Origin of the sequence: Pseudomonas sp. FDAARGOS_761 (assembly GCF_013343155.1) — a bacterium.
GTDB lineage: Bacteria > Pseudomonadota > Gammaproteobacteria > Pseudomonadales > Pseudomonadaceae > Pseudomonas > Pseudomonas aeruginosa.
In genome coordinates this window covers 5,187,394-5,201,095 of record NZ_CP054572.1, presented here as the reverse complement: position 1 = coordinate 5,201,095, position 13,702 = coordinate 5,187,394, and the positions used below count along the sequence as shown (strand labels likewise).

Here is a 13,702-nt window from a genome sequence, read left to right as displayed (position 1 = left end):
GCCTACCTCTTGGGCGATCGTCGCCCAGTCTGTCATTCCCCGCGTCCGCTCTCCAGCAATTCGGCCAGCGCGTCGATCTGTTCCTGGCGGTCGCTGCCGCTCACCCGCCTGCCGTTCAGCGACGACCACTCCGGATGCGCGCGCGCCTTGCGCAGTGCTTCCGGCAGCTTGCCTTCGCGCCACTGCTTGTCCTCCGGGGTCTCCAGGCGGATCGCCTCGATCGCCGCGTGGCCGCGCGTTTGCAGGGCTGCCAGGAGCTGCCGTTGGCGCAGCGCAAGCAAGCGCAGCACGGCGTCGTTGACGGTCAGCTCGCGGGCGCCCTTGAGCTTGCCGAGCAGGCGCGAACCGTAGTGCCCGACGGTCTGCCAGGCGCCGCCAGCGAGGGCGCCGAGGGCGGCGGCGGCGCCAAGGGTGACGCCGCCCACCAGCAGGTCGATGCCGGCGCCGGCCGCGGCACCGGCCGCAACCCCGCCGCCGAGGCGGATACCGAGTTGGCGCAGGGTCTCCGGATTGAACAGATCGTCGCCCCAGCGGCCGTCGAGCAGCGGCAGGTCGGCGGCGCGGGCGTCGTCCCTGGCGAAGGCGTAGAGCCGCAGCAGCGCTTCCACGCAGGCCTGCTCGCGCTTGCGCACCTGCTGGTGCAGGTCGCGGGTGGCTTCCTGCACGGCGCTTTCGCCGCCGGGCACCAGGCGCCGGCAGGCGGCGACGTCGACCAGCAATTCGGCGATCAGCCGTTGCCCGGCGCGCAGGCGCGCGGCGGCCTGGGTCTCATGGTCGGCGATCAGCCGGTCGAGTTGCGGCCGGGCGCGCTCCAGCAGCAGCGCCAGGCTCTCGTAGAGGCGCCGTTCGCCGTCCAGCGGCGGCGCCACGCTGTCGAAACGCACCAGGGCGTGCAGGCCCAGGCGAGCGAGGGCGGCGCGCCACTCCTCCTCGCGATGCTGCGGGCTGGCGACGAAGTTCAGCACCGGCAGCAGCGGCCGGCCGCAGCCGGCGAGCACCGCCAGTTCGTCGCGATACTTGGCCAGCACCGGTTCGCGGGCGTCGATCACGTAGAGCCCGGCGTCGGAGGCGAGCAACTGGCGGACCACCTTGGCTTCCTGTTCGAAACGCCCGCGCGCTTCGTTGCTGTCCAGCAACCGCGCCATGCGTTCCGGGCCATCGAGACGCTCGCCGGGGCGCTCCAGGGCGTCCAGGTAGTCGAGCAGGGCGATGGCGTCTTCCAGGCCGGGCGTGTCGTAGAGTTCCAGCAGCGCTTCGCCGTCCACCGACAGCCTGGCGCCCTCGACGTGGCGGGTGGTGCTGGGGCGATGGGAGACTTCGCCGAATCCGCGGTCGCGAGTCAGGGTGCGCAGCAGCGAGGTCTTGCCGGTATTGGTGTGGCCGACCACGGCCAGGATCAGCGGCTCAGTCATGGCCGGTCTCCAGCCAGGCCAGCGGCGAGGTCTCGCCGTGCGGCAGTTGCAGGCGCTCCAGGGCGGCGTGCCAGTCGCCCAGGCGGTCGCTGTCGAGCGCTTCGCCGGGCGGAGCCTGGAGCAGCCAGATGCGGGTGCTGGCGGCGCAGCGGGCGAGTTCGCCGAGCAGTGCCAGGGTGCCACGGTCCGGCGAGCGACGCGGGTCGCAGGCGATGGCCAGGCGCGCCGGCGGGTAGCGGGTCAGTTGTTCGAGCAGACGACGGCGCTGCTGGCCGTCGTCGAGGATGCCGGCGTCGGCGACGCCTTCGGCGAGCTTCGGCGGCCAGGGCCGGCGATCGTCCAGCTCCACCGCCACCAGCACCGCTCCGGCGGCTTCCTGGCCGGACTGGCCGCCCTGCGGCTCCGGCAGCCAGTCCGGCGCCGCGTCGCTGACGCCGAGGCGTTCGCTGGCCGGCATCAAGCGTTCGCGCAGCAGGCTGTAGCCTGGGTCGTCGAGGTCCAGGTCGAGGTCGGCCAGGCCGCGTTTCCAGCGCCACAGGCAGAACAGACCGAGCAGCGCGCGCGGCAGGACCCCATAGACCAGCAGTACGCCTACCAGCCAGCCGGCCCAGGCGTGCCGTGCGGCTTCGCTGGCCAGGGCGGCGTCGCCGCTGGCGCGGATCAGCTCGGCGTCCGGCAACGGGAAGCCAAGCAACGCCGGCAGGGCGCCGAGCGCCTGGGTAAAGGTGATGAAGGTATCGCTGCCGAGAATGGTGGTTTCCCAGACGAAACCGTAGCGGCGGGTCGCCAGCAGGCCGAGGAGCATGGCCAGCGCGGTCAGCAGGCCGAGCAGCCAGAGCCCGTGGACCAGCGCGCCGAGGCCCCAGCGCGCCAGCCGGCGCCGGCCGAGCAGGACCAATAGCGCCGGCGCCAGGTGCGCGGCGCGAGCATCGCGCGCCAGCTTGCCGCTGAGCCACAGCCAGAGCCGGCCGAGCGCGCCCGCGGCCTCGCCGCCGGCGAGCAGGCCGAGGGCCCAGCCGAGCAGGGTCAGCAGGTGCAGGCCGAGGAGGCTGGCCAGCGCCCAGAACACGTTGACCGGGCGCTGGCCGTCGCCAAGCGCGGCGAAGGCCAGTCCGGCGCCGCTGGCCAGGGCCAGCACCAGCAGCAGGGCCAGCGCCAGCCGCGAACCCTGGCGCCAGGTCCGCTGGGCGTCGAGCAGGCCCTCGCGGCGGCCCAGCCAGTGGGCGCGGGTGAGAATACGGCGCGGCAGGGAACCGCCCTGGGCCAGCGCCTGGCGAAGCGCCTCGCTGTCTTCCAGCGGACCGGCCTGCTCCTCGCGCAGGCGAACGGCCTCGGTCAGCCAGAGGGCGTCGAGGCCGGGATGCGTCGTGTGACTCAAGTCACCTCCTGTGTCGATTTCCCTGCCGAGCGTGAATCGTGCCCGGCCAACGGCGTCTGATCAGCGCCAAACATAGCAAAAAGCGCCCCGGCGGCTCATGCTGGCTTGCCAGCCGGCTGGCGGCGGGGTGTGGGATTTTGACTGGCGCCGTGGCGAAAGCGTTCGGCGCCGGTAGCGAGAGGAACACTGAGATGAAGGTAGTACGCCGATACCCCCTGGCGCTGTTGCTGGGGATGGCGGGCGCGCTGGCCGACGAGTTGCCCGATGGCTCCTTGCTGCAACGCTATGGCGTGCAGGCCGACCAGTTGCCGACCCTGGCGGCGGATCCGCCGTCGCGCAAGGAGGAGAAGGAAACGCCGTCGCGCTTCCGGGTGGAGCCGGAGCAGCCCTTGGTGACCTTTGGCGTCAAGGACCACAAGGGCGTGGAACCCACTGGCAACCCGTCGATCGACGCCATGCACGAGCGCGATCGGCGGATCTGCCGGAGCATCAGGCGGCAGGCGCTGGAGAAGGGCAAGGCACAGCCCTTCGACGGCTACATCGAGTGTCCATGAGGCCGGCGCCCGCGTACGAGCGCCGGTCGGGCTGCGTCAGCGCTGCTCGCGCAGGCGCACGGCGACGTCCGGCTGGTCGCTGAACAGGCCGTCGATGCCGGCGTCGAGGTAGGCCCTGATCTCGCCGGCCAGGTCGCCGCGCGACTGTGGGTTGCCGTCGGCGCTGCGGAACTCCGCCGGAAGGAAGCTGTTTTCCGCGCGGAAGGTGTAGGGATGCACCTTCAGCCCGGCGGCGTGGGCGTCGCCGACGAAGCGGGTCGGCTGGCCGAGGTTGCCGTTGGCATCGCGAGGAATCACGTAGCTCTTGTCCGGACCGACCCCGTAGGCGTAGCGCGCCACCTGGCGCAGGCCCTTGGCGGTGGCCATCTCGGCGTAGGTCAGGCTGCCGCCGCTGGCCTGCTGGTCGTAGGGCTGGCCGCTGCCGTAGAGCTGGACCAGGCGGATGCCGGTGAGGCGCTTGAGTTCCTTCAGGTTGTTCACCTCGAAGGACTGGATGAATACCGGCGCGCGCGGACCGAGGTAGCCGTTGCGGTGCAGGGTCTTCACCAGCGGGCGTTCCATGGCCAGGCCGAGGCGCTGGAAGTGGGTGCCGTGCTTGATCTCGGGGTACAGGCCGATGGTGCGTTGCTGGCTGATTTGCAGGCTTTTCACCAGGTCGATGATCTCCTGCAGGGTGGGGATCTCGAAGGTGCCGTCCAGGCGCGCATTGCCCGGGCGGATCGTGGGGATGCGCTCGATGGCGCGCAGGGTCTTCAGTTCGGCGAGGGTGAAGTCTTCGCTGAACCAGCCGGTGAGTTCCACTCCGTCGACTTTCTGCGTGCGCTTGCGGTCGGCGAATTCCGGGTGCTGGGCGACATCGGTGGTCAGGCCCAGCTCGTTGTCGTGGCGGGCGACCAGCTTGCCGTCGCGGGTCATCACCAGGTCCGGCTCGACGTAGTCGGCGCCCATCATCACCGCCAGGGCGTAGGCGCCCAGGGTGTGTTCCGGTACGTAACCGCTGGCGCCACGGTGGGCGATGACCAGAGGCGAGCGTTCGTCGCTGGCCGGGTGGCGAACGGAGGCCTGGCCCTGGGCCCAGTCGATGGCGCGTTGTACGTTGCCGGTGTCGGCGTGGGCAGCGCTGGCCAGGCCAGCGGCGAGCATCAGGCAGGCGGCGCCGAGGTGGCGGCGCAGGAAGGCTGGTTGCATGACGGGTCCTCGTCGGCGGTTCGGGAGTGTTCCAGTCCAGCAGAGTGACGCAGCCAGGTGATACTTCTTTGCCCGTTTCGCGACATTCCCGTGACAATCGCCGCCAGCGTGACGACGTCGGCGTTTTCCCGGCCAATCCAACGAAAGGGGCGGACGGCCGGGGCAGGGTATAGGGTGACGGCGCTCGCATAACAATAAGAGGATCGGTGATGGCTTCCGCGCAACCTGCCTCCGCGTTTCCCTGCCTGTCGTTGCAACTGGCCTGCCTGTTGCTGGGCGCCTGGCTGGCCTTCGATGCCCACGGTGGCGGCCAGGCCGTGGCGCCGCCGGCCCGTGTCGAAGCGCGTGTGCCGACGGCCGCTACCGATGACTGGGGGCGCCAGCCGGACAGCCTGATGAGCGCCGTGCCGCCGCGTACGCTGGAGGCGAGCGTCGGCGCCCGCGGCTCGGGATCGGCGAGTTCGCGACTGTGGATCGCCGATACCGACTTCCGCCTGCACGACGACATCGGTTTCTTCATCCAGCGCATGCTGATCCGCATGGAACCGACTCGTCCCGGCGCGCCCTTGTCGCTCGACGATCCGACGGCGATGGTGGCGCGGATCCAGGCCGGCGAGATATTCGTCAGCGACGCCACCCTGGCGACCCTGCTCAACCAGGACCTCGCCGCGTCCCGCGCGGCCGTGCGCAACCTCAGGATGAGCACCCGCAAGGACGGCCAGGAAGTGCGTGGCGAGTTGTTGCGCAAGGGGCGCTGGCGGCCGCTGCGGATGCTCACCGAGATCGAGCTGAGCGGTCCGCTGGAGGTGACCCTGGTACCCCGGCGGATCTTCGTCGACGGGGTCGAGGTCACTTCGTCGCTGGCGGCGGCCTCGATCGAGATGTCCGAGGTGCTGAAGCTGAAGACCCGGCACATGGAGCTGGTCGGCAACCGCATCCGCGTCGACCTCGACGGTTTGTTCCCGCCGCCGCGCCTGGACTTCCGCGTCAGTCGCCTGGCCCTGGCGGACGGCGGCATGCAACTCGCCCTCGGCGACTCCCTGGCCGACCTGCAATGGCCGGCATTACGGGCGCCGGACAGCTACATGTTCATCGAGGGCGGCGATATCAAGATGGCGCGCACCGTGCTGGTCAAGGCCTACGCCTTGTTCACCAGCCTCAGCCCGGGGCAGCCGCTGCTGTTCAATCTCTACGACTACCGGCGGCAACTGCAGAACGGCGTGATCCGCCTGCGCGAGGACGGCATGGTGCAGATCGCCGTGTCGCCGGTGAAGGCGCCGGCGCCGCTGGAGGCACGGCTGTGAGCCGGCGTCCGTGGGGCGTGCTGCTTGGCTGTTGCCTGTTGGCGGCCAGCGCGGCCCAGGCCGAAAGCGCCATCGACCGGCAGCAGCGCGAACTGGCCCTGCTGCGCGAGGGCTGGTACCGGCAGGTCCCGCCGGCGCCGGTGCCGCTGCCCATGCGTACGGCCGGGCCGGCGGATTCCGGCCAGGATGGCGTCGGCATACTGCTGCGCAACGTGGACATGTATCTGCGCGGCAACATCGGTTTCCACGTGCCCGAGGTGAAGGGCTGGCTGGTGCCGAACCGGGTCGGCCAGCCGGTGGACTTCGACCGCCCGCAGGACATGCATTTCCAGGTGATGGAGGGCGAGGTGCTGCTCAGCCCGCGGCAACTGGCCAACCTGTTCAACGAGCACATCCTCGCCTACGACGGGACCATGTTGAAGGACTTCCGCATGAGCAGTGCGGCGGGACGCCTGGAGGTGGAGGGACGGGTGCGTCCGCTCGGCGTAGGGCCCTGGCTGCCGCTGCGGCTGGGCGGCGGCGTGGAGGTGGACGCGGCCAGCGGCGCGCTGGTCTATCGGCCCGACCAGTTGAAGGTGATAGGTCTGCCGCTGTACGGGGCGATGAGCCTGGTCGGCTTGCCGATGTCGGCGCTGGTCAGCCTCGATCGGCCGGGGGCGAGCCTGGTCGGCAGCGCCATGCGCCTGGACTACCGCAAGGTCTTCCCGCTGCTGGGCATCGACGGCCACGTACAGGAGGCCTGGCTCGACGACCAGGGGCTGCACCTGCGTTTCTCCCAGGCGCCCGGCCAGCCGTCGCCGGTGTTCAGACCGCCGGCCGCGGCGGGCCCATCCTTCCTCTGGCTACAGTCCGGCGACCTGAAGATCTTCGAAATCCTCATCACCTACGCCCAGGTGCTGCTGAAGACCGAGACCCCGGACCAGGTGCTGACCTTCAACCTGCAGGACTACCGCAAGGTGCTGGCGACCGGCACCACCCAGGTCAACGAGGATGGCACCTTCTTCATGCAGGTGCCGCCGTATGCCAATCCCTTGTAGGCCGGGCCTGGAGTCCGCCGGCGCGAGTGTTTATCCTCGCGCCTTTGTCCTTCCACGATGAGGTAACCCCATGGCACGACCGCTGGCGATGATCGCCGCCCTTGGCGAGAACCGCGCGATCGGCATCGACAACCGCCTGCCCTGGCGCCTGCCGGCCGACCTCAAGCATTTCAAGGCGATGACCCTCGGCAAGCCGGTGATCATGGGGCGCAAGACCTGGGACTCGCTGGGTCGGCCGCTGCCGGGCCGGCTAAACCTGGTGGTCAGCCGCCAGGCCGGCCTGGCACTGGAGGGTGCGGAAGTGTTCGCCAGCCTGGACGCCGCGCTGGCGCGCGCCGAGGCGTGGGCGCAGGCGGAGGACGCCGACGAACTGATGCTGATCGGCGGCGCCCAGCTCTATGCCGAGGCCTTGCCGCGCGCCGCGCGTCTCTACCTGACCCGGGTTGGCCTGGCGCCGGAGGGCGACGCCTTTTTCCCCGAGATCGATGGTGCGGCCTGGCGCCTGGCGTCGAGCATCGAACACGCCGCGGCTGACGATGCGCCTGCCTACGCCTTCGAGGTATGGGAGCGCCGCTGACGGTTCCAGGCGGGGTCAGAGGGTGATCAGCTCCGCCTCGATCTTCTTCCCCGCCACTTCCAGCACGCCGATCCCGATCGGCAAGCTGAAGCGCCGCGGTCCGGCGCTGCCCGGGTTGAGGTAGAGCACGCCGTCGCGCTCTTCCTTCAGCGGCTTGTGCGAATGTCCGGCGACCACCACGTCGATGCCTTCGGCGGCCGGGTCGAGGTCGAGTCGCTTGAGGTCGTGCAGTACGTAGAGGGTCAGCCGGCCGATCTTCAGCAGCAGGCGCTCGGGGATGTCCGCCGCCCAGTCCTGGGTGTCGTTGTTGCCGCGCACCACCGAGAGCGGCGCCAGGCGTTCCAGCTCGGCGAGGATTTCCGGCTTGCCGATGTCGCCGGCATGGATCAACTGGTCGCAGCCGCGCAACCGTTCCAGCGCCTCGGGCCGAAGCAGGCCATGGGTGTCGGCGATCAGGCCGATGCGCAACGGGCGGCGGGACTGGGGCATGGGCGCGGGTCCGGGTTGCGGGACGGAAGAGGGTGGCCGACGGGCATGGCCATGCCGTCGATCATACCCAACCATTGGCCGGGTACGAAAACCCTTCGGCGAAAACCGCGACGCCACCCGGAGGTGGCGCCGCGCCTATCAGTGTGCGGCCTTCTGGACCGGGCTTTCCGGCAGGAACCAGTTCAGTAGCAGGGCGCAGATGCCGCCGGTGGCGACCCCGGATTCCAGCACGTTGCGCAGCGCCGCGGGCATGTGCGCGAGGAACTCCGGCACCTGCGAAACGCCCAGGCCGAGGGCCAGGGACACGGCGATGATCAGCAGGGCGCGGCGGTCCAGCTGGATGCCGGCGAGGATGTTGATGCCCGAAGCGGCCACCGCGCCGAACATCACCATCGCCGCGCCGCCCAGTACCGGTTCCGGCACCGCCTGGATGACCCCGGCGACGCTCGGGAACAGGCCGAGCAGGACCAGCATGGCGGCGATCCACAGGCCGACGTAGCGGCTGGCCACGCCGGTGAGCTGGATCACCCCGTTGTTCTGGGCGAACACCGAGCTGGGGAAGGTATTGAAGATACCGGCGAGGAACGAGTTGGCGCCGTTGACCAGCACGCCGCCCTTGATCCGCTGCATCCACAGCGGGCCTTCCACCGGTTGCTTCGACACCTTGCTGGTGGCGGTGACGTCGCCGATGGCTTCCAGGGAGGTGACCAGGTAGATCACCAGCATCGGGATGAACAGCGGCCAGGAGAAGTCCAGGCCGAAGTGCAGCGGGGTCGGTACCTGGAACAGCTCGGCCTGGTGCATGCCGGTGAAGTCCAGGCGGCCGAGGTAGCCGGCCAGCGCGTAGCCGACGGCCAGGGCGATGACGATGGCGCAACTGCGCATCCATACCACCGGGATGCGATTGAGCACCACGATGATGCCCAGCACCACGCCGGACAGCAGCAGGTTCTCGCCGTTGGCGAAGGTGCCGTTGGACATCGCCGAGAAGCCGCCGCCCATGCTGATCAGGCCGACCTTGATCAGGGTCAGGCCGATCATCAGCACGACGATGCCGGTCACCAGCGGGGTGATCAGCCGCTTGACGAACGGCAGTATGCGCGAGATGCCCATCTCGACGAAGGAGCCGGCGATGACCACGCCGAAGATCGCCGCCATCACGCTTTCCACCGGCGTACCCTGCTTGACCATCAGCGCCCCGCCGGCGATCAGCGGGCCGACGAAGTTGAAGCTGGTGCCCTGGACGATCAACAGTCCGGCGCCGAACGGGCCGAAGCGCTTGCACTGGACGAAGGTGGCGATGCCGGAAATCACCAGCGACATCGACACGATCAGATTGGTGTCGCGCGGCGATACGCCCAGCGCCTGGCAGATCAGCAGGCCGGGGGTAACGATCGGCACGATGATCGCCAGCAGGTGCTGGAGGGCGGCGAGCAGGGCGATGGGAGCGCTGGGACGGTCGTCCAGGCCATAGACCAGGTCGTTGCGGGCGCTGGCGTCCGACGGGCTTTGCAGGGAACTCATGGTGGCGGTCCGGGGAAAAAGAGCGCGATTTTACTGGGCGAACACGGTCTCGCCCAGGCCTGGCTGCGCCGCATGTCGGCGGATAACGCAGGTGGCGTATGCGCCCTACGGTTGGAGCGTGGGTGAGCGGTAGGGCGAATGACCGCTTGCGATTATCCGCCATTCGGCGCGCGCACGCGTGAATGAAAAAGCCCGGCGCGGGACCGGGCTTTTTTCGTCGCGGGACGATTCAGCCGTCCAGCAGCGCCTTGTTGCGTACCGCGCCCTTGTCGGCGCTGGTGGCGAGCAGGGCGTAGGCCTTGAGCGCGGTGCTGACGCGGCGGGCACGCGGCGCGGCCGGCTTCCAGCCCTTCTTGTCCTGTTCGGCGCGGCGTGCGGCGAGTTCTTCGTCGCTGACCAGCAGGTTGATCGAGCGATTGGGAATGTCGATCAGCACCTTGTCGCCGTCCTGCACCAGGCCGATGGCGCCGCCGGCGGCGGCTTCCGGGGAGGCGTGGCCGATGGACAGGCCCGAGGTGCCGCCGGAGAAGCGTCCGTCGGTGAGCAGGGCGCACTGCTTGCCCAGGCCCTTGGACTTCAGGTAGCTGGTCGGATAGAGCATTTCCTGCATGCCCGGCCCGCCCTTCGGTCCTTCGTAGCGGATGATCACGATGTCGCCGGCCTTCACCTCGTCGCCGAGGATGCCTTTCACCGCGGCGTCCTGGCTTTCGAAGATCTTCGCGCTGCCTTCGAACACGTGGATCGACTCGTCGACCCCGGCGGTCTTCACCACGCAGCCGTCGAGAGCGATGTTGCCGTAGAGCACGGCCAGCCCGCCTTCCTTGGAATAGGCATGCTCGACGCTGCGGATGCAGCCCTCGGCGCGGTCGTCGTCCAGGCTCGGCCAGCGGGTGTTCTGGCTGAACGCGGTCTGGGTCGGGATGCCCGCCGGACCGGCCTTGAAGAAGGTGTGCACGGCTTCGTCGCGGGTCTGGGTGATGTCCCACTGGGTGATGGCGTCGGCCATGCTCGGGCTGTGCACGGTGGGGACGTCGGTGTGCAGCAGGCCACCGCGGGCCAGTTCGCCGAGGATGGAGAAGATGCCGCCGGCGCGATGTACGTCTTCCATGTGGTACTTCTGGATGTTCGGCGCCACCTTGCACAGTTGCGGCACCTTGCGCGACAGGCGGTCGATGTCGCGCAGGTCGAACGGCACCTCGGCCTCCTGGGCGGCGGCCAGCAGGTGCAGGATGGTATTGGTCGAGCCGCCCATGGCGATGTCCAGGGTCATGGCGTTCTCGAAGGCCTTGAAGTTGGCGATGTTGCGCGGCAGCACGCTGTCGTCGCCTTCGCCGTAATAGCGCTGGCAGAGTTCCACGGCCAGGCGCCCGGCGCGCAGGAACAGTTGCTCGCGGTCGGCGTGGGTGGCCAGGGTCGAGCCGTTGCCCGGCAGCGACAGGCCGAGCGCCTCGGTCAGGCAGTTCATCGAGTTGGCGGTGAACATGCCGGAGCAGGAGCCGCAGGTCGGGCAGGCGCTGCGCTCGTACTCGGCGACCTTCTCGTCGGAGCAGGAGTCGTCGGCGGCCACCACCATGGCATCGACCAGGTCCAGGCCGTGGCTGGCCAGCTTGGTCTTGCCGGCTTCCATCGGCCCGCCGGAGACGAACACTACCGGGATGTTCAGGCGCAGCGCGGCCATCAGCATGCCGGGGGTGATCTTGTCGCAGTTGGAGATGCAGACGATGGCGTCGGCGCAGTGGGCGTTGACCATGTATTCCACGGAGTCGGCGATGATCTCCCGGCTCGGCAGCGAATAGAGCATGCCGTCGTGGCCCATGGCGATGCCGTCGTCGACGGCGATGGTGTTGAATTCCTTGGCCACGCCGCCGGCCTTCTCGATCTCGCGGGCGACCAGTTGGCCGAGGTCCTTCAGGTGCACGTGGCCGGGCACGAACTGGGTGAAGGAGTTGGCGATGGCGATGATCGGCTTCTTGAAGTCTTCGTCCTTCATCCCGGTGGCGCGCCAGAGGGCGCGGGCGCCGGCCATGTTGCGGCCGTGGGTGGAGGTTTTCGAGCGGTAATCGGGCATGACGATTTCCTGCGGCTAATCAGGTTCGGGTTATGACTGTATCGTGAGCGTCGAAGGAACCGGATGCAAACGGGGAATAGCCGAGTGTACGGAGTTGGCCGGGGTCTGAATGGGGTCACCATTGGCGACGGCCTGGGCTCACTGCCCGCCGGGGGATGATTGGCGAGGAATGCCCGGATTCTAAGCCCAGAGCGGGCGAATGGGGAAGGCTGGCGGTCGGCGGAGCGGCGCGTCGCGACCCGGCTGGCGTCTTGCGCCGCCCGTCGCGCCATGAGCGGCGGTGGCCGTAGGGCGGATGAACGCAGGCGCTCATCCGCCGGGACGGGCTCAGCCGTTGGGCAGCAGCCGGCAGGTCAGGCTCTTGATGTAGCGGGTTTCCGCGATCGCCAGGTGCACCGGATGGTCGGGGCCCTGGCCGCCGCGCTCGAGCAGCTGGATGTTGCGGTCGAGATGGCGGGCGCTGCCGATCAGGATGTTCTGCAGGTCGTCCTCGGGCAGGTGCATCGAGCAGGAGGCGCTGACCAGGATGCCGTCCTTGCTCAGCAGGCGCATGGCCTGTTCGTTGAGACGGCGGTAGGCGGCCTCGCCGTTCTTCAGGTCCTTCTTGCGCTTGATGAAGGCCGGCGGGTCGGCGATCACCACGTCGAAGCGTTCGTCGGCGGCCTTCAGTTCGCGCAGGGCCTCGAACACGTCGCCCTCGACGCAGGCGACCTTCTCCGCTACGCCGTTCAGCGCCGCGTTGCGCTCGACGCCGTCGAGGGCGAAGGCGGACGCGTCCACGCACATCACTTCGCTGGCGCCGAAGGCGGCGGCCTGGATGCCCCAGCCACCGATATAGCTGAACAGGTCGAGGACCCGCTTGCCCTGCACGTAGGGCGCCAGGCGCGCGCGGTTCATGCGGTGGTCGTAGAACCAGCCGGTCTTCTGCCCGGCCAGCACCGGCGCCTCGAACTTCACGCCGTTCTCTTCCAGCGCGACCCACTCCGGCACTTCGCCGTAGGCGTTGGCCACGTAGCGCTCCAGGCCCTCGGCGTCGCGCGCGCTGGAGTCGTTCTTCCAGAGCACGGCGGCGGGCTTGAGCACCTGCAGCAGGGCAGCGAGCACCTCGTCCTTGTGCAGTTCCATGGCCGCGGACGCCAGTTGCACCACCAGCACGTCGCCGAAGCGATCGACCACCAGGCCGGGCAGCAGGTCGGAATCGCCGTAGACCAGCCGGTAGAACGGCTTGTCGAAAAGCCGCTCGCGCAGGCTGAGGGCGATGTTGATGCGATGAACCAGCAGCGATTTGTCGAGAACGTGCTTGGTATCACGGGAAATGAGGCGGCCGCAGATGAGATTGTTCGGGCTCAGCGCGACGATGCCCAGCGGCTTGCCGTTGGCCATTTCCAGCACCGCCTGGTCGCCGGCGGCGAAGGCATTCAGCGGCGTCGCGGCGACATCCACCTCGTTGCTGTAGACCCACAGGTGGCCGGCGCGCAGGCGGCGCTCGGCGTTGGCTTTGAGACGCAAGCTGGGCAGGGTCATGGGAAAGGCTCCGGCAAAAGAGCGCGATTATAGCGCAGCGACGGGATTCGCCGCTGCGCGAACGCGGGCCGTTCAGCCGGCGAGGATTTCGATGAATCGACGGTTGAAGGCCGGGATGTCTTCGGGTTTGCGGCTGCTCACCAGCTTTCCGTCCACCGCTACCTCCTGGTCCACCCAGTGGCCGCCGGCGTTGTTGATGTCGTCCTTGAGCGACGGCCAACTGGTCAGGGTACGACCCTGCACCAGGCCGGCGGAGATCAGCAGCCAGGCGCCGTGGCAGATCACCGCCACCGGCTTGCTCGCCTGTTCGGCGCGGATCGCCAGTTCCTGGGCCTTGGCCAGGCTGCGGATCTGGTCGGAATTGATCACCCCGCCGGGCAGCAGCAGGGCGTCGTAGTCGTCCAGGCTGGCGTCTTCGAAGGTGCCGTCGACGCGGAAGGCGTCGGCTGGCTGGTGATGGTTCCAGCCGCGCACCTCGCCGGCCTTGTCGGAAAGAATCCTTACCGTGGCGCCGGCGTCTTCCAGGGCTTTTTTCGGACCGGTCAGTTCGACCTGTTCGAAACCGTCGGTCACCAGGGCGGCGACGACCTTGCCGTGCAGGGATTGGGTCATGGCGTGTCTCCCGATATCGGATGGGGGTATTCATT

The 13,702-nt window shown here is 68.9% G+C and carries 12 protein-coding genes; 4 read left to right on the top strand and 8 right to left on the bottom strand.

Features of this window, described 5'->3' with window-relative positions; genetic code table 11:
* Nucleotides 1–32 precede the first annotated feature (32 nt).
* Together FOC67_RS24245 and FOC67_RS24240 are read right to left on the bottom strand one after the other, a co-directional pair.
* Nucleotides 33–1,412: a GTPase/DUF3482 domain-containing protein gene (locus FOC67_RS24245; RefSeq protein WP_009315038.1), complete on the bottom strand. Its 1,380-nt coding sequence runs from the start codon at nt 1,410–1,412 to the stop codon at nt 33–35.
* On the bottom strand, nt 1,405–2,790 hold the full coding sequence (locus tag FOC67_RS24240) for a DUF2868 domain-containing protein (protein WP_009877388.1): 1,386 nt from the start codon (nt 2,788–2,790) through the stop codon (nt 1,405–1,407). Before FOC67_RS24240 ends, FOC67_RS24245 begins: the two co-directional genes overlap by 8 nt.
* 191 nt (nt 2,791–2,981) lie before the next feature.
* On the opposite strand from FOC67_RS24240, the gene FOC67_RS24235 reads away from it, so the two are divergent.
* Nucleotides 2,982–3,344, top strand: a complete 363-nt coding sequence (locus FOC67_RS24235) for a hypothetical protein (RefSeq protein WP_009315043.1) — start codon at nt 2,982–2,984, stop codon at nt 3,342–3,344.
* A gap of 36 nt (nt 3,345–3,380) precedes the next feature.
* Here FOC67_RS24235 and FOC67_RS24230 read toward each other — a convergent pair whose 3' ends face one another.
* The gene (locus FOC67_RS24230) at nt 3,381–4,532 is read right to left on the bottom strand and encodes a glycerophosphodiester phosphodiesterase (protein ID WP_003117884.1); all 1,152 of its coding nucleotides are present in this window, start codon (nt 4,530–4,532) and stop codon (nt 3,381–3,383) included.
* Between the two features lie 209 nt (nt 4,533–4,741).
* Between FOC67_RS24230 and FOC67_RS24225 the strand changes: the two genes are divergently transcribed.
* From FOC67_RS24225 to FOC67_RS24215, 3 genes are all read left to right on the top strand, one after another.
* On the top strand, nt 4,742–5,836 hold the full coding sequence (locus FOC67_RS24225; protein WP_003110414.1) for a hypothetical protein: 1,095 nt from the start codon (nt 4,742–4,744) through the stop codon (nt 5,834–5,836).
* Nucleotides 5,833–6,873, top strand: a complete 1,041-nt coding sequence (locus tag FOC67_RS24220; RefSeq protein ID WP_009315046.1) for a hypothetical protein — start codon at nt 5,833–5,835, stop codon at nt 6,871–6,873. The genes FOC67_RS24225 and FOC67_RS24220 overlap by 4 nt, the downstream gene beginning before the upstream one ends.
* A 70-nt stretch (nt 6,874–6,943) precedes the next feature.
* Nucleotides 6,944–7,450, top strand: a complete 507-nt coding sequence (locus FOC67_RS24215) for a dihydrofolate reductase (protein ID WP_003084430.1) — start codon at nt 6,944–6,946, stop codon at nt 7,448–7,450.
* A 15-nt stretch (nt 7,451–7,465) separates the two neighbouring features.
* Here FOC67_RS24215 and FOC67_RS24210 read toward each other — a convergent pair whose 3' ends face one another.
* The 5 genes from FOC67_RS24210 to pfpI all read right to left on the bottom strand — a co-directional run bounded on the left by FOC67_RS24210 (nt 7,466) and on the right by pfpI (nt 13,667).
* The gene (locus tag FOC67_RS24210; protein ID WP_003102894.1) at nt 7,466–7,939 is read right to left on the bottom strand and encodes a metallophosphoesterase family protein; all 474 of its coding nucleotides are present in this window, start codon (nt 7,937–7,939) and stop codon (nt 7,466–7,468) included.
* A gap of 138 nt (nt 7,940–8,077) precedes the next feature.
* Nucleotides 8,078–9,463, bottom strand: a complete 1,386-nt coding sequence (locus FOC67_RS24205; RefSeq protein ID WP_003084433.1) for a nucleobase:cation symporter-2 family protein — start codon at nt 9,461–9,463, stop codon at nt 8,078–8,080.
* Between the two features lie 229 nt (nt 9,464–9,692).
* Nucleotides 9,693–11,531: a dihydroxy-acid dehydratase gene (gene ilvD / locus FOC67_RS24200; protein ID WP_009315048.1), complete on the bottom strand. Its 1,839-nt coding sequence runs from the start codon at nt 11,529–11,531 to the stop codon at nt 9,693–9,695.
* 327 nt (nt 11,532–11,858) lie between these two features.
* On the bottom strand, nt 11,859–13,055 hold the full coding sequence (locus FOC67_RS24195; protein WP_009315049.1) for a class I SAM-dependent rRNA methyltransferase: 1,197 nt from the start codon (nt 13,053–13,055) through the stop codon (nt 11,859–11,861).
* Between the two features lie 72 nt (nt 13,056–13,127).
* Entirely contained in the window at nt 13,128–13,667 is a 540-nt protein-coding gene (gene pfpI / locus FOC67_RS24190) for a protease PfpI (protein WP_003110411.1), read from the bottom strand.
* Between the last annotated feature and the right edge of the window lie 35 nt (nt 13,668–13,702).